Origin of the sequence: Arthrobacter sp. CAN_A212, from assembly GCF_015752345.1 — a bacterium.
Classification (GTDB): domain Bacteria; phylum Actinomycetota; class Actinomycetes; order Actinomycetales; family Micrococcaceae; genus Arthrobacter_D.
Map to the genome: position 1 here is coordinate 56,437 of NZ_JADOUT010000001.1, position 14,595 is coordinate 71,031.

Here is a 14,595-nt window from a genome sequence, read left to right on the forward strand (position 1 = left end):
GATGGCCTCCAATGCCGCAGCCGCGGCTGCTTCCCCGGATCCCATCGCGCCGCTCCTGACCCCTGCCGGTTGGGAACTCTTGAATTCCTTGGCTCCGTACAACGAAGCCGACACGATGCGTCTGAGCACTTCACTGCGCCGGGCGGGGCATGACCCGGTGGTGATCTCGGCCGCTCTCACCCAGTCCCGGTTGCGCGCCAAGGCGGAAACGAAGTTTGGGCCCTTTGCTGCCCGTATGCTGTTCACCGCCGCCGGTTTGGAACAGGCCACCCGCCTCGGGGTGGCTGCCCGTCATGCTGAACGCTATGTCACGGCTGGCCTCGAACGGGTCGCCGATCTGGGCTGCGGGATTGGTGCTGACGCGATCGCCCTGGCCAGCCTGGACCGCCAGGTCACTGCTGTGGAGATCGACGAGACGACCGCCGCCGCAGCGACCATGAACCTGATGCCCTGGCCCAATGCCACTGTGGTGGGTGGCGACGCCGAGTCGTTCGACCTCACCGGCTACGACGGCGTGTGGCTGGACCCGGCCCGCCGGACCACCAGCACCTCCGGCACCACGCGGATCTTCGACCCGGAAGCCTTTTCCCCTCCCCTCTCGTTCGTGGAACGGCTGGCAGGGAGCGGCACCCCCGTCGGGGTGAAGCTAGGACCGGGCATCCCGCACGAGGCGGTGCCTGCCGGGTGCGAGGCGCAATGGGTCTCGGTGGATGGGGACGTCACCGAGGTGACACTCTGGTTCAACTCCCTGAAGCGCCCTGAGGTGCGCCGTTCCGCGCTGGTGATCAGCTCCCATGGTGCCGCCGAGCTCACCAGCGCCTCCGACTTCGACGCCGACGGCCGGCCGCCTCTCGGCGCCCCCGAAGGCTACCTGTACGAACCGGACGGCGCGGTGATCCGCGCTGGACTGGTGGCCGACGTCGCACGTCAACTGGATGGCCATCTGCTGGACCCGCGGATCGCCTACATCTGCGCCCCGACTTTGCAGGACACGCCGTTTGCCCGTGCGTACAAGGTGATCGACGTGATGCCGTACAACGTCAAGGCACTAAAGGCGTGGGTCCGCGAGCAGGGAATCGGCGTGCTGGACATCAAAAAGCGCGGTACCTCGGTGACCCCGGAGGAGTTGCGGAAGCAGCTCTTTGCCGGGTCGGGGAAGGCCCGCAAATCAGCCGGGAAGAAGAAGGCAACCCTGGTCCTCACCCGGATCGGCGAAGACCGGGTGGCGATCGTTGTCGACCCGGTCACCGGCTGACGGCGGCACCTGCCCCCACTCCCCTCCATTTGGTGAGCAATCTGGACATCGGTGGGCAAGATCTCGCCCACGGATGCCCAGGTTGACCCCGCCGGTCCAGGTTGCTCACCAAAACGGGCTCCTGCGGTGCCCAATCCCGTCGACGGCCCAGTCCCGTCGTCGGCGCCGCCCCATCTCCTCCGTAAACTGTCGGTGCCGGATGGGACAGTTGGGCATGGAAACGGACATTCCCCGTATCGATGTCATTCTGCGAACGTTCCTCGAGGACGTCAGCGCGGGTCGGAGCAACTCAGTCGGCGCGCGGTATTACCGGGTAATGGTGCACCTGTACTGCTATCTGGAGTCAGTCGACGCCGACGCAGTGCTGGGCACTGCAGCTGGGACCCTGCTCGCCGCGGAGCGTGAGTTCCACCCAAGCGGTGCCTTCCTCCGGCTGTTCACGGCCCACGATCTGGTGTTCTGCCTACCCGGCTTCCTCGACAACCGGTGGCTGATGCAGGATCCGGCTGATGCACGGACCCAGGTCAGCCTGACGGACCGGTTGCTGCGGTGGATCAGGCACCGGTACCCACGGGACCTTTACTACTGCTCCAGCGGAATCCACGAGTGCACCGTGGCAATCAGGCAGGCCCGACGGCGACTGCGGAGATAGTGCCCTGCCACCTCGCTAGGCCGAACCCCGCCACATCACTGAGGTCTCAAGCACTTGTGCCGGGCTGGGCAGGCCCCGAATCTGGGCGAGCACCAGCTCCGCCGCGCGCTCCCCGAGGAGGTCGGCGGGCTGCCTGACCGTGGAGAGCTGAGGCCTGCACCGCAAAGCCCAGCTGCTGTCGTCAAAACCGACGATCCCCACGTCCCCCGGGATCTGACGGCCGGTTTCCTGTAACGCCGTCATTGCGCCCGCCGCCACGGCGTCCGAGGCGGCGAACACACCATCCAGGTCAGGGCGGCGCCGCAACAGCTCCTGCATCCCTTCCAGGCCAAACCCGTAGGTGTATAGCGGATATTCCACCACCAGCGACGGGTCAAACAGCTCACCCATCGCCGCCTTGAACCCCGCAAGCCGGTCCTGGCCGGAGTCTCGGTCCAGCGCGCACGCGATCATCCCCACCCGGGTTCGCCCCGTGCCGACGAGGCGGGACGTGATGGCCTCGGCCGCGGCCACGTTGTCGATCGCCACATAGGGGATATCCGGGATGCCCGGCGGGTGGCCCACAAAAGCCGCTGGAACTCCCAGGTTCCTGACAGCCAACGCAATCGGGTCCGATTCCCTGGCTGACACGATCACCGCGCCGTCCACCAGGCCGCCCTGAAGATAGTCAGCAACGCGCCGACTGTCCCGCGCGGAATCGATGATCAGGGTGACCAATTGGAAGTCGGCGGCGGAGAGCACCGCGTTGGCACCCAACAGGATCGACCCGATATTGGGGTCCTCGAACAGCAGCGAGTGGGGTTCGTGGATGATCAACCCGATGGCACCCGACTCCTGCCGAACGAGGTTCCGGGCCATCGAGTTCCGGACATAACCCACCCTCAAGATTGCTTCCTCCACGGCGAGCTTCGCATCCTCGGACACGTAGCGTTCCCCGTTGACCACCCGGGAGACCGTTCCACGGGACAGCCCCGCCGCCGAGGCGACATCATTGATGGTCGCCCTTCTGGTGCGCGTGCGAGTTGACTCCATACCTGTACTTTAGCCGAGCAATCCCTTGGCCCGCGGTGCGATGATCCGTACGTCCCGCCGTGGCAGTGCGTCCCTTTCCGTTGACAACCAAATGTGACGTGCCTTACTCTGGGAACGTTCACAGATTATCTCGATGGCGAGCTTTCCACTCGGGTCTGGGAGCGTTCACAGAATGCTTCCCGATACGCTGCCTGCCCTCGGCATGAACATCCATGCATGACTACGAGGAGCCGGGTTGAAACCGAGCACGATGACCGTCACTGACCTCTCCGGCACCGGAGACCTGGTCTTCGGCTGTGACTACAATCCGGAGCAGTGGGACCCATCCGTGTGGACCGAGGACGTCCGGTTGATGAAAGAGGCGGGCGTCAACTTCGTCGCCATCAATATTTTCGGTTGGGCGGAGCTCGAACCCTCTGAAGGGAGCTTCGAGGTGGACCGCCTCGATGAGGTCATCAACCTCCTGCACGCCAACGGCATCTCGGTGAACCTGGGCACCGGCACCTCGTCCCCGCCGCCCTGGCTGACCACCCTGCACCCGGACATCCTTCCGCAGATGGCCGACGGCACCCGCCGGTGGCCGGGCGGGCGCCAGGCCTGGTGCCCCAGTTCGCCGGTGTTCCGCGAGCGCGCACTGCGGCTCGTGGAACAGGTGGCACGGCGGTACGGAAGCCACCCGGCCGTCAGGCTCTGGCATGTGTCGAACGAACTCGGCTGCCATAACGCCCTGTGCTACTGCGACGCGTCCGCCGCTGCGTTCCGTCTCTGGCTGCAGGACCGCTACGCCACCATGGAGGCGCTCAACCAGGCCTGGGGCACCTCCTTCTGGAGCCAGCGGTACTCCGACTGGTCCCAAATCCTCCCCCCACGGGCCACCATCTCGGCGCACAACCCCACCCAGGTACTCGATTTCCACCGGTTCAGCTCCGATGAGCTGCTGGAGTACTACCGGGCCGAGGCCGCTGTGATCCGGAACCACAGCTCCATCCCCGTGACCACCAACTTCATGGTCACCGCCCACATCCGCAACCAGGACTATTGGACCTGGGCCCCCGAGATGGACGTCATCGCCAACGACCACTACCTTGACCACCGGCTCGATGCGCCGCTGGCCGAGCTGGCTTTTGCCGCCGACACCACGCGGGGTCTCGCCCAGGGGAACCCGTGGCTACTGATGGAGCATTCCACGGGCGCAGTGAACTGGCAGCCTCGGAACATTGCGAAAGGTCACGGGGAGATGATCCGCAACTCCCTCGCCCACCTCGCCCGCGGGGCGGACGGACTCTGCTTCTTCCAGTGGCGCGCATCGCTGCAGGGCAGCGAGAAGTTTCACTCGGCCATGCTGCCGCACGCCGGCACCGATTCACAGACCTGGCGTAACGTCGTCGAGCTCGGCGCATGCCTCCGGAAGCTGCGCGAGGTCGCGGGTACCACGGTGCAGGCGGAGGTCGCGATCATCTTCAGCTGGGAAGCATGGTGGGCACACGACCAGGAGTCACACCCCTCCGGTGACATCAGCTACCTGGGCCAGGTCCATGCTGTGTACCAGGCACTCTGGGAGTCGGGGCTCACGGTCGATGTGGTGGCCCCCGGCGCGGACCTCGCTGGCTACCGGATGGTGGTGGTGCCCAACCTGTACCTGGTGCGCGATGAGCACGCGGCGGTCATCAGCGACTACGTCGACGGCGGCGGATCCGCCGTCGTCACCTTCTTCAGCGGGATCGTCGACGAGAACGAGAGGGTACGCCCCGGCGGCTACCCGGGCGCGTTCAAGGACCTGCTGGGAGTCCGCACCGAGGAATTCTTCCCCCTCGACCCGGCACACCCGCTCACGCTGGACAACGGCTCCCCCGCCGCCCTGTGGTCAGAGGCGCTGCGCCTCACCACAGCCGAGGCGTACCTCAGCTACGCGGCCGGCACCCATGAGGGGACGCCCGCGGTGACCCGCAACCGGTTCGGCGCTGGCGTTGCCTGGTACGCAGCGACCGTGCTGGACCCTGGTGTCCTGAAGGACCTGCTGCTCCGCGCGGCTGTGGGAGCGGGAATCCTCCTCCCCGATGCGCAGACCGGCCTCGAAGCGGTCACCCGCCACGGGAACGGTCACGAGTACCTCTTCCTCATCAATCACTCCGCCGAGGATCGCAAGCATCGGGTCACCGGCATCGAGCTTCTCACCGCTGAGCCGGTGAACGGCGTCGTTGTCGTTCCCGCTGGTGCGGTCCGCGTCATTCGCACTACCCCAGAGATCCCCGACACCGACGGCCCCACCCCGGGCCGAAAGGATGCAGGCAATGACAGTCCCTAGCACGTCGGCCGAGGCCCCGAAAGCGCCCCAGGTCGCGAGGAAGACCCGTTCGGCGAGAGCGCAGCGCCGCGCTGTGGCCCTGTTCATCGCGCCGTTCGCGGTGCTTTTCCTCGCCTTTTACGCCATCCCGATCGTCTACGCGGTCGTACAGTCGCTGCTCACCGTCGAGCGTGAGGGTACGTTCGGCGCCCCCCGCCAGGTCTTCGGTGGCCTGGTGCAGTACGAGCAGGTCTTCCAGGACAACGCATTCTGGGCCTCGGTGGGCCGGGTCCTGCTCTTCGGCGCGGTACAGGTGCCGATTATGCTCGGTCTCGCACTTCTGTTTGCGCTGCTCCTGGATTCGCCGCTGCTCAAAGGCAAGAAGTTCTTCCGGCTGGCGTTCTTCGCCCCCTATGCCGTGCCCGGTGTCATCGCCGCCATCATGTGGGGGTTCCTCTACTCACCGTCGCTGTCCCCCTTCAGCGCCGTAACGTCGAACGTTGAATTCCTTTCGGCCGAACTCGTGCTCTGGGCGATCGCCAACATCGTGACCTGGGTCTACGTCGGGTACAACATGCTTATCATCTACGCCTCGCTGCTCGCTATCCCGACAGAGATCTACGAGGCCGCACGGCTCGACGGTGCTAACAACGTCCAGATCGCCTGGCGCATCAAGATCCCCCTCGTGGTCCCGGCAATCATCCTCACGGCCGTCTTCTCGATCATCGGCACCCTGCAGTTGCTCGCCGAACCGCAGACCCTCCGCAGCTTCAGCTCGGCGATCAACAGCACCTTCACCCCCAACCTTGCCGTCTACACCACCGCTTCGGTCCCGAACTACAACCTCGCCGCTGCGTTCTCGGTGGTCCTGGCACTCGCCACGTTCATCCTCTCCTTCGTCTTCCTGAAGTCGACCCAGCGGAAGGTTACCCAGTGATGTCTTCCCCCACCACCGCCCCCAGGCGCCCACGCGGAGCGGGTCCCACCGAACCGGATGGCGCCGTGGACCACGGTCGCGGGCCACGCCAGAGCATCATGTCGCGCAGCGCCGCAATGCTGGTCATGGGCGTCTTCACCCTCTACTTCCTGACCCCCATCTGGTGGCTCCTCACCACATCGACGAAAACGGGCGGCGAGATCACCTCGACCGTGCCCCTGTGGTTCACCGCCAATTCCTTCGGGACGTTCTTCGACAACCTGGCGCGTCTGTTCACCTACGGGGACGGGCTCTTCGGACGATGGCTCATCAACTCGGCGATCTACGCCGGCGTCGGGGCGCTGATCGGCACGATCGTGGCCGCAATGTGCGGGTATGCACTCGCCAAGTACGAGTTCAAGGGTCGCGAGGCGATCTTCAACATCGTGCTCAGCGGCGTCCTCGTTCCCGCCACCGCACTGGCCCTGCCGCTGTTCCTGATCTTCAGCCAGGCCAACCTGACGAACACCATGTGGGCGGTGTTTCTACCCAGCCTGGTGAGCCCGTTCGGCGTCTACCTGGCGCGGATCTACGCGGCGGCCAGTGTCCCCGGTGAACTCCTCGAAGCCGCGAGGCTTGACGGTTCGGGAGAGATCCGCACCTTCTTCACCGTGTCGACCCGCCTGATGGCACCCGCTCTGGTGACCATCTTCCTGTTCCAGTTCGTGGCGATCTGGAACAACTTCTTCCTGCCGCTCATCATGCTCCGCGACCAGGCGCTCTTCCCGGTGACGCTGGGGCTCTACGCCTGGAACAGCCAGATCAGCCAGATCCCCGAACTCCGCATCCTGGTGATCGTTGGAGCACTCGTCTCCATCGTGCCCCTCATCATCGCGTTCCTCGCGCTCCAGCGTTTCTGGAGCAGCGGGCTCGGCGCAGGCGGCGTGAAGTAACACCCACAAATTCATATGACCAGCACCACTGGTGCGGGAGCGTCCGCTTCCGCACTGCACTACCACCGATAGGAAAGACAATGCGCGCGCATTACGGAAAAGTCACCGCGGCCTTTGCCATCTCTGCGCTGGCTCTCACCGGCTGCTCAGCCGGCGGGGACAGCACCGACGCCGGAGCCGAGGCAGCAGCCTGCGAAGCCTCCGAAGGCCCGGTCGAGCTGACCTTCACCACCTGGGTTCCGGGAATGGACCAGGTCGTCGAGCTGTGGAATGAGGAGAACCCGGACATCCAGGTGACGGTGCAGACCGGCCCCAACGGCAACTCCGGCACCTACCAGAACTTCTTCAACCAGATCCAGGCGGGCAACGCCCCCGATTTGGGCCAGATCGAGTACGACGCACTGCCCAACTTCCGTGTCCAGGACGGTCTGGAGAACATCGCCGAGTGCGAGAACGTCGCGGGGTCCGCGGACCAGTTTGTGGACTGGACGTGGGGACAGGTGACCTTCGGTGAAGAAGGCTCCGTCTATGCCATCCCGCAGGACAGCGGCCCCATGGCCATGTACTACCGTGCCGACCTCTTCGAGGAGGCAGGCATCGAGGTCCCCACCACGTGGGAGGAATACGCTGCCGCCGCCGAGCAGATCAAGGCCGAGGGCGCCTACATCACCAACTTCCCGAAGACCGACGTCAACTGGTTTGCCGGAATGGTCTGGCAGAACGGTGGCCAGTGGTTCGCCAACGACGGCGAGAGCTGGGACGTCAACCTGACCACCCCCGAGTCGGAAGAGGTCGCCACCTACTGGCAGGACCTGCTCTCCGAGGACCTGGTCTCCACCCTGCCGTCCTTCTCGGATGAGTGGAACGCCTCCTTCAACGAGGGAGAGCAGTGGACCTGGGTCTCAGCAGTGTGGGGTGCCACGACCCTCTCCGATGGTGCGCCCGACACCGCCGGCAAGTGGGCTGTCGCCCCGATGCCGCAGTGGGAAGCCGACACTCAGAACGCCGGCAACTGGGGTGGGTCGTCCACCGCAGTGCTGAAGGGCTCTGAGCACCCGGCTGAGGCCGCCCAGTTCGCCCTGTGGCTGAACACCGACCCGGAGGCCCTCGCACTGGCCAACGAGCTCGGCGGACTGTACCCGGCAGCGAAGTCGGCAGCCGATCTTGACGCCTTCGCCGGTGGAGTGGAGTTCTACGGTGGACAGGAAATCTACGATGTCTTCGCTGAAGCGTCGGCCAATGTGGACCCGAACTTCACCTGGGGCCCCACCATGACGCAGACCTACACCGACGTCTCTGACGGTTTCGGTGCAGCAATCGGCGGGTCCGGCACGCTGATGGATGCACTCGCCGATGGCCAGCAGAAGACCATCGACGCCCTGAAGGCCCAGTCAATCCCGGTCAACGAGTAGCACCCGCCGGCTGACCGCTGAGAACGAGACCTGGAGGGGCATGATCGCCGCCCCGCCAGGTCTCGTCGTCGTTAACCGGCAGGCTGTTAACCGGCAGGGTGCAGGAAATCGGTCGTGACACGGGCGAGGGCGAGGCGGGCAGCCTCGTCGGAAATGGTTGGGTCACCGTCGCCGAAGATGGAGCTGTAGGCACCGAACTGGCTGTGTTCCATACCGTTGATCTCGACCAGGTCGGCGCTGATCCCGGCATCGGCGAGGCGCTCCCTGACCACCCGGGTGGGAACGATGCCGTCCCTGCTGCCCGTGACCGCCAGCACCTCACGGCCGGCGGCACCGGTAAGAACCACCTCGTCGTCGGGAAAAGCGGCCCACAGCAGCAGCCCCTCAAACTCCGGATGGGTGTCGAAATAGTGGGCCGCGGTGATCCCGCCGAGCGAGTGACCACCGATCCACCACGACGTGACGTCCGGTTCGGCGGCGAGAATCCCCGCTGCCGCGTCGTCGCGCAGCGAAGCGAAGCCGAACGGCATGTCGGCGAGGTACACCGCGACCCCCGTCGCCTCGACGATCGGGGCCCACGACGCCAGATACGCCTCAGGCGTGGTTCGTGCGCCCGGGTAGAAGACGATCCCCGTTCCCTCCGTCGTGCCGACCGGCAGCAACGCAAGGTACCCGTCCCGATCGAGGACCTGCACCGCCGGGTTGTTCCGGACCGCTGCCGCCGCGTCCTCCTCGGCCGGCGACGGGATGAGCACCACCGCCGCTGCGGTGACCACCACTGCCAGGAACAGGAGAAAGAACACCAGCAGTACCCGTCGGATTCGCCGCCACTTCGTCTTCCGCGCAGGCGGGTTCCGCACGGGTGGCGGCGCATCGGCTGGCATGATCCAAGGGTACGCGCGACGGTTTCGGGCTAGCGGCTCAGCATCCGGTGCCCGCGTCATACCCGGCCGTCGCGACGGGCAGCCGACCGGGGGCGGCCGCCGCACCCGTGAGCACATCCAGCACCGCGGCGAAGGCCCCCGGCGTGTTGGAGTACGCGGCGATCTCCACCGGAGCGTCAACCGCATCCAGTGACCACGGCGCATCCAGTGCAACCGCGATGTCCGCCGCAGCACCCGCACCGTCCGGACCCACCAGGGCGACGGTGGTGCCACCGGCACCCACAGTGACCCCGCGATCGGCGGCGGCCGCGGTGAAGCGTTCGACGTCGGCGGCGGTACCTCCGATGATCGACGCGGTCCCGTTCAGCAGATCCCCCTCGCACGCTCCGGTCAGGACGGTGATTCCCGCCGCGGAGGCAGCCTCACTGGCCGGCCCATGTTCCCCGGGTGAAGCGGTCTCGGCGTCATCGGCGAGCTCGGCCTGCCACATCATCAGGGTGACCACCCGGGTGGCGGCTTCGGCCAGTCGTTCGCTGGGCAAGGTTCCGTCCTGGATTGCGGCAACGATCCCCGCGTGGGCCGCGTAGGCGTCGGTGGGCATCAGCAGCAGGTCGGCGCCGGCCGCCAGCGCCCGTGCCGCCGCCTGGCCACCCGGGTAGAGCTGCTCCACCGCTGCCATGTTCAGGGCGTCGGTGACCACCACCCCCTCGAAGCCCAGATCGCGCAGCGCGTCGTAGTTGGCTGCCGACACGGAGGACGGCACCCCGGGGTCGAGGGCTTCCACCGCGATGTGGCCCATCATCATCACCGGCACCCCGGCCTCGGCCGCAGCCCCGAACGGTGCCCAGTCACGGTCCTTAAGCTCCGTGAGCGAAGCGGTCTGCACCGGTAGTTCCAGGTGGGAGTCGGCGGGGACCGAACCGTGCCCGGGGAAATGTTTGACGCTGGGCAGGATTCCCGAGGCGAGCATCCCGGTCACGGCCGCGGGGCCCAACTCGGCCACCAGCTCCGGGTCGTCCGAGTAGGCGCGGGCCCCGATGGTGGGGTCGTCGGCACCGGTGGTGACATCCACCGACGGGGCGTGGTTCATGGTGAAGCCGAGACCTGCCAGCTCGGAATTCATCGCAGTCATCGAGGTTTCCAGCAGGGCTGGGTCAGCTGCCGCACCGTAGGTCATGGGGGTGGGCCAGGACGTGAGCGGGGAGCCCAACCGTGCAACCTGACCGCCCTCCTGGTCCACCGACACCACCGCCGGCCAGGTCCTGCCATCCGCTGCCACCGCGTCCGTGAAGCCCCGGGTCACTGCGGTCATGGCCACCGGGTCAACCGCACCGTCGGCGGTGAGCGGCACGTTGTCGCCCATCACGATGCTGCCGGCAAGGTGCAGATCACGGATCGCCTGCTCCTGTGACGCAGGGTCGGTGCCCGCGTAAAAGCCGACCATCACCTGGCCAGCCAGCTCCTCGGTGGTCATGTCCGCGACGGCCGCGACGGCGTCGTCGTACTGCTGGGTGCTGGGGCCCCAGGACAGCCGGGCACCGGCGGTCGCCGTGGGCTCGGCGGTCGCAGGCTGGGAGGCGGACGGGCCCGACGACGACGCCGGGGGCGTCGCGGAGGGGGCACCGGCACCACCCCCACCGGGGGTGCACGCCGACACGAGCAGGAGGGTCAGGACCGCCAATCCCAGGTGGCGTGAGCCCCGACGGCGTTGCTGATCCCCGGTGTTCGCCCGATGGGCTGCGCTTTTCACCCTATCGATGCTACTCCTGCACTAATATTGGGACAGTTCTCTTCCGCGGATGCCGCGCTACCGAGGCACATTTCCCTTTACAGTCCGGTACCGGTCAGGAGCCAGCTAGATGAAGATCGAATTCGCGCAGTCAGCGCAGTCCACGCTCGGAGTGGAGTGGGAGCTGGCGTTGGTGGACCGCTACAACGGTGACCTGGTGTCGGTGGCCAACCAGGTGTTGCGGGGGGTGGCAGCCAACCATCCGGAGCTCCAGGAGGATGAGGAGCACCCGCACATCAAGCAGGAGCTGCTCCTGAACACGGTGGAGCTCGTCACCGGAATCTGCCATACGGTCGCCGATGCCAAGGCGGACCTGTCCCGCTCGCTGGCCGCGGTCCGTGAAGTGACCGACCCGATGGGTGTGGAACTGTTCTCGGCCGGGTCGCACCCGTTCAGTGTGCCCCGTTCGCAGCCGGTGACCGACAAGGAACGCTACTTCAAACTCATCGACCGCACCCAGTGGTGGGGCCAGCAGATGGTCATCTACGGCGTGCACGTTCACGTGGGACTGGACCGCCGGGACAAGGCGATGCCGGTGCTCGACGGGCTCGTCAACTATGTGCCGCACTTCCAGGCGCTGTCAGCGTCGTCGCCGTTCTGGGGTGGCGACGACACGGGCTATGCCTCGCAGCGCTCCCTGATGTTCCAGCAGTTACCCACCGCCGGGCTTCCCTTCCAGTTCCCCTCCTGGGCCGAGTACGAGTCCTACGTGCAGGACATGTTCACCACCGGAGTGATCGACGCGGTGAACGAGATCCGCTGGGATATCCGACCCGTCGCCAACCTGGGGACCATCGAGATGCGGGTGTGCGACGGCCTGTCGACCCTGCAGGACGTCGGGGCGATTGCAGCGCTGACCCAGTGCCTCGTCGACGAGTTCTCCACCACCCTCGACAACGGTGGGACCATCCCCACCATGCCGCCGTGGCACGTGCAGGAAAACAAGTGGCGCGCCGCCCGGTATGGGATGGAAGCCATCATCATCCTCGATGCGCAGGGCAACGAGCAGCTGGTCACCGATCACCTGGTCGAGGTGCTGGACCGGCTGCAGCCGGTGGCGAAGAAGCTGGGCTGCGTCGAGGAGCTCGGTGACGTGGAGAAGATCCTCGCCCGGGGCGCCGGCTACCAGCGGCAGCGCCGGATTGCCGCCGAGAACGACGGCGACCTGAGCGCCGTCGTCCTCGACATGGTGGCGCAGCTCCGGGAGTAGCCAGCCCCTATCCCCCGGGTCATGGAAAACGGGGGTCAGGCGTAGACGTTGGTCACCGGGAGCGAGGAGTCGGTGGCGAACCCCAGCCCGGTGGGCTCCCCACCGCCCATCACGATCTGCGCGCCCAGGGCGGCCACCATGGCGCCGTTGTCGGTGCAGAGGGACAGCGGCGGAACGGTGAGCGTGATCCCGGCGGCGGCACAACGCTGATTGGTCAGGGTCCGCAGCCGGGAGTTGGCGGCCACCCCACCGCCGAGCAGCAGACTGGTGATCCCGTGTTCGCGACACGCCAGCACCGCCTTGGACGTGATGACGTCCACCACCGCCTCCTGGAAGGACGCGGCAATATCCGCCACGGGGGGCTCGACGCCCTCGGCCTCGTACTGCTCGACGCAGCGAGCGACGGCGGTCTTCAAACCGCTGAAGGAAAAGTCGTACCGGTGCGGGCCGGGCTGCTCCGCCGTGCCGAGGTACTTCGGTTGGGTCAGGCCGCGGGGGAAGCGGATCGCCTGGGGATTCCCGTCGGCCGCGATCCGGTCGATCGCCGGACCACCCGGGTAACCGAGACCGAGGATGCGCGCCACCTTGTCGTACGCCTCTCCGGCGGCGTCGTCGATGGTGCAGCCCAGCAGCTCGACGTCGGAGGCGAGACTGTTGACCCGCAGGATTTCCGTGTGGCCTCCCGAGACCAGCAGCGCACCGAGGTTCGGTGGCAGTCCCTCCGGGAATGCCGCGTCAAGCACCCCCACACCCACGTGGGCGACCAGGTGGTTGACCGCGTAGAGGGGTTTCCCGGTGGCCAGGGCCAGGGCCTTCGCCGCGGAGACACCCACCATCAGCGCGCCGGAGAGCCCCGGACCAGAGGTCACAGCAATCGCATCCAGGTCCGCGAGGGTGACGCCAGCTTCGGCGAGCGCCTGCCGCAGGGTGGGTACGAAGGCGTCGAGGTGTGCCCGGGAGGCGATCTCGGGGATCACTCCCCCGAACCTGACGTGTTCGTCCATCGAGGAGGACACGGTGTTGGCGAGCAGCTGCGTGCCGCGCACAATCCCGACGCCGGTTTCGTCGCAGGAGGACTCGATCCCCAGGACCAGCGGATTGTCCCGGTTCACAGGATCAGCCTCATTACCCAGGCGTCGACGCCGTCCCGGTAGTACTTCCGGCGGGTGTGGATGTGCTCAAACCCGTTGCGCACGTACAGCTCCTGCGCCCGGGGGTTGTCGGCCCGCACTTCCAGCAGGACCTCAGCGGCGCCCCGCCGTCGTGCCTCGGCGAGCAGTTCGGTCAGCATGGCGCTGCCGATGCCCCGGCCCTCGCACTCGGGGAGGACGCCGATCGTCTGAATGTCGGCGGTTGTTGCCACGACCATGACCCCGGCGTAGCCGACCATGCGGCCGTCAACCTCGGCCACGAGGTAGCGGCGTGTTTGCGTCTGTGACACCTCGTCGAGGAAGAGCTCCAGCGGCCAGGCGTCCACGGGGAACAGCTCCAGCTCGAGCTGGGCCACGGCGGGCACATCCTGCAGCAGCAGGTCGCGCAGTGAAAAGGTCATGCGGTGGCTCTCTTCCGGGGGCCGGGGACCCGTGCGTCGGACTCCCTGAGGTACAGCGGCGAGGTGTCGAGGAGGTCCAGCCCGGCCGTCAGCCGGCGGTAGGCCGAGCGGCCGAGGGCGGCGGCCGACGGGTGGACATCGGTGAATCCGTCCACTCCGGCGAGCGCCTCGGGGTAGAGTCCGGCGCCCTTCCCGTAGGCGGGGAGCGATGGCAGGGACGACGGCGCGCCCACCGCGGGGCCGGCCAGCAGCTCCGGGAGGCCGTCGGCGGCGCGGTAGCGGGCCCAGTAGACCTCTTTCCGGCGGGCGTCGGTGGCGACGAGGAACTCGCCGGACCCGAGGTGGGCTGCAGCGTCCTCGGCGATCGAGTCGAGGCTCATCACACCGTGCAGGGGTACATCCCAGACGTAGGCGAGGGTCCGGGCCGTGGCCAGTCCTGCCCGCAGCCCGGTGAAGGGTCCGGGCCCCACACCCACCACGATCGCGTCCAGGGCTGTTCCGGCGATCCCCTCCCGGGTCAACAGCCCGGCGACGGCGGGGGCCAGCACTTCCGCGTGGCTCCGGGTGTCCTCGGTCGCAAAATTCCCGGTCACGACGCCGTCCCGCACCAGTGCGGCACTCGCCGCGGCGGAGGTATCGAGGGACAAGATCAGCAT

13 protein-coding genes are annotated in these 14,595 nt (G+C 66.9%); 7 read left to right on the top strand and 6 right to left on the bottom strand.

The window, feature by feature from the left end; genetic code table 11:
- Window position 1: 1 nt before the first annotated feature.
- Window positions 2–1,255, top strand: coding sequence for a class I SAM-dependent methyltransferase (locus IWX64_RS00265; protein ID WP_196865195.1), 1,254 nt, complete (start codon window positions 2–4; stop codon window positions 1,253–1,255).
- 214 nt (window positions 1,256–1,469) lie between these two features.
- Entirely contained in the window at window positions 1,470–1,907 is a 438-nt protein-coding gene (locus tag IWX64_RS00270; protein ID WP_196865196.1) for a hypothetical protein, read from the top strand.
- Between the two features lie 15 nt (window positions 1,908–1,922).
- Here IWX64_RS00270 and IWX64_RS00275 read toward each other — a convergent pair whose 3' ends face one another.
- On the bottom strand, window positions 1,923–2,939 hold the full coding sequence (locus IWX64_RS00275; protein ID WP_196865197.1) for a LacI family DNA-binding transcriptional regulator: 1,017 nt from the start codon (window positions 2,937–2,939) through the stop codon (window positions 1,923–1,925).
- 250 nt (window positions 2,940–3,189) lie between these two features.
- Here IWX64_RS00275 and IWX64_RS00280 point away from each other — a divergent pair, with 250 nt between their 5' ends.
- From IWX64_RS00280 to IWX64_RS00295, 4 genes are all read left to right on the top strand, one after another.
- Window positions 3,190–5,244, top strand: a complete 2,055-nt coding sequence (locus tag IWX64_RS00280; protein WP_196865562.1) for a beta-galactosidase — start codon at window positions 3,190–3,192, stop codon at window positions 5,242–5,244.
- Window positions 5,222–6,160 (top strand): carbohydrate ABC transporter permease, encoded by a 939-nt coding sequence (locus tag IWX64_RS00285; protein WP_196865198.1) that lies wholly within the window; start codon window positions 5,222–5,224, stop codon window positions 6,158–6,160. The genes IWX64_RS00280 and IWX64_RS00285 overlap by 23 nt, the downstream gene beginning before the upstream one ends.
- 98 nt (window positions 6,161–6,258) lie before the next feature.
- A complete protein-coding gene (locus tag IWX64_RS00290; RefSeq protein WP_196865563.1) occupies window positions 6,259–7,092 on the top strand; it encodes a carbohydrate ABC transporter permease in 834 nt (277 codons plus the stop codon).
- Window positions 7,093–7,172: 80 nt separating this feature from the next.
- On the top strand, window positions 7,173–8,504 hold the full coding sequence (locus tag IWX64_RS00295; RefSeq protein ID WP_196865199.1) for an ABC transporter substrate-binding protein: 1,332 nt from the start codon (window positions 7,173–7,175) through the stop codon (window positions 8,502–8,504).
- A gap of 86 nt (window positions 8,505–8,590) precedes the next feature.
- On the opposite strand, the gene IWX64_RS00300 is transcribed toward IWX64_RS00295, so the two are convergent.
- Both IWX64_RS00300 and IWX64_RS00305 read right to left on the bottom strand, forming a co-directional pair.
- Window positions 8,591–9,388, bottom strand: coding sequence for an alpha/beta hydrolase (locus tag IWX64_RS00300; protein ID WP_196865200.1), 798 nt, complete (start codon window positions 9,386–9,388; stop codon window positions 8,591–8,593).
- Window positions 9,389–9,425: 37 nt separating this feature from the next.
- Entirely contained in the window at window positions 9,426–11,138 is a 1,713-nt protein-coding gene (locus tag IWX64_RS00305; RefSeq protein WP_334683030.1) for a glycoside hydrolase family 3 N-terminal domain-containing protein, read from the bottom strand.
- Window positions 11,139–11,247: 109 nt separating this feature from the next.
- On the opposite strand from IWX64_RS00305, the gene IWX64_RS00310 reads away from it, so the two are divergent.
- Window positions 11,248–12,387: a glutamate--cysteine ligase gene (locus IWX64_RS00310; protein ID WP_196865201.1), complete on the top strand. Its 1,140-nt coding sequence runs from the start codon at window positions 11,248–11,250 to the stop codon at window positions 12,385–12,387.
- A gap of 35 nt (window positions 12,388–12,422) precedes the next feature.
- Here the strand turns inward: IWX64_RS00310 and tsaD are convergent, their stop codons facing one another.
- The 3 genes from tsaD to tsaB are packed head-to-tail and all read right to left on the bottom strand — an operon-like array spanning window position 12,423 to window position 14,595.
- Window positions 12,423–13,499 carry a tRNA (adenosine(37)-N6)-threonylcarbamoyltransferase complex transferase subunit TsaD gene (tsaD, locus tag IWX64_RS00315; RefSeq protein WP_196865202.1) on the bottom strand — a complete coding sequence of 359 codons (1,077 nt, stop codon included), beginning with the start codon at window positions 13,497–13,499 and terminating at the stop codon, window positions 12,423–12,425.
- Complete coding sequence (gene rimI / locus IWX64_RS00320; RefSeq protein WP_196865203.1) at window positions 13,496–13,939, bottom strand: ribosomal protein S18-alanine N-acetyltransferase; 444 nt, start codon at window positions 13,937–13,939, stop codon at window positions 13,496–13,498. The genes tsaD and rimI overlap by 4 nt, the downstream gene beginning before the upstream one ends.
- Window positions 13,936–14,595: a tRNA (adenosine(37)-N6)-threonylcarbamoyltransferase complex dimerization subunit type 1 TsaB gene (tsaB, locus tag IWX64_RS00325; protein WP_196865204.1), complete on the bottom strand. Its 660-nt coding sequence runs from the start codon at window positions 14,593–14,595 to the stop codon at window positions 13,936–13,938. Before tsaB ends, rimI begins: the two co-directional genes overlap by 4 nt.

Coding starts and splice junctions, on each gene's coding strand:
- IWX64_RS00265 (WP_196865195.1), top strand. CDS start 2: ATGGCCTCCAATGCCGCAGCCGCGGCTGCTTCCCCGGATCCCATCGCG.
- IWX64_RS00270 (WP_196865196.1), top strand. CDS start 1,470: ATGGAAACGGACATTCCCCGTATCGATGTCATTCTGCGAACGTTCCTC.
- IWX64_RS00275 (WP_196865197.1), bottom strand. CDS start 2,939: ATGGAGTCAACTCGCACGCGCACCAGAAGGGCGACCATCAATGATGTC.
- IWX64_RS00280 (WP_196865562.1), top strand. CDS start 3,190: ATGACCGTCACTGACCTCTCCGGCACCGGAGACCTGGTCTTCGGCTGT.
- IWX64_RS00285 (WP_196865198.1), top strand. CDS start 5,222: ATGCAGGCAATGACAGTCCCTAGCACGTCGGCCGAGGCCCCGAAAGCG.
- IWX64_RS00290 (WP_196865563.1), top strand. CDS start 6,259: ATGTCGCGCAGCGCCGCAATGCTGGTCATGGGCGTCTTCACCCTCTAC.
- IWX64_RS00295 (WP_196865199.1), top strand. CDS start 7,173: ATGCGCGCGCATTACGGAAAAGTCACCGCGGCCTTTGCCATCTCTGCG.
- IWX64_RS00300 (WP_196865200.1), bottom strand. CDS start 9,388: ATGCCAGCCGATGCGCCGCCACCCGTGCGGAACCCGCCTGCGCGGAAG.
- IWX64_RS00310 (WP_196865201.1), top strand. CDS start 11,248: ATGAAGATCGAATTCGCGCAGTCAGCGCAGTCCACGCTCGGAGTGGAG.
- rimI (WP_196865203.1), bottom strand. CDS start 13,939: ATGACCTTTTCACTGCGCGACCTGCTGCTGCAGGATGTGCCCGCCGTG.
- tsaB (WP_196865204.1), bottom strand. CDS start 14,595: ATGCTGATCTTGTCCCTCGATACCTCCGCCGCGGCGAGTGCCGCACTG.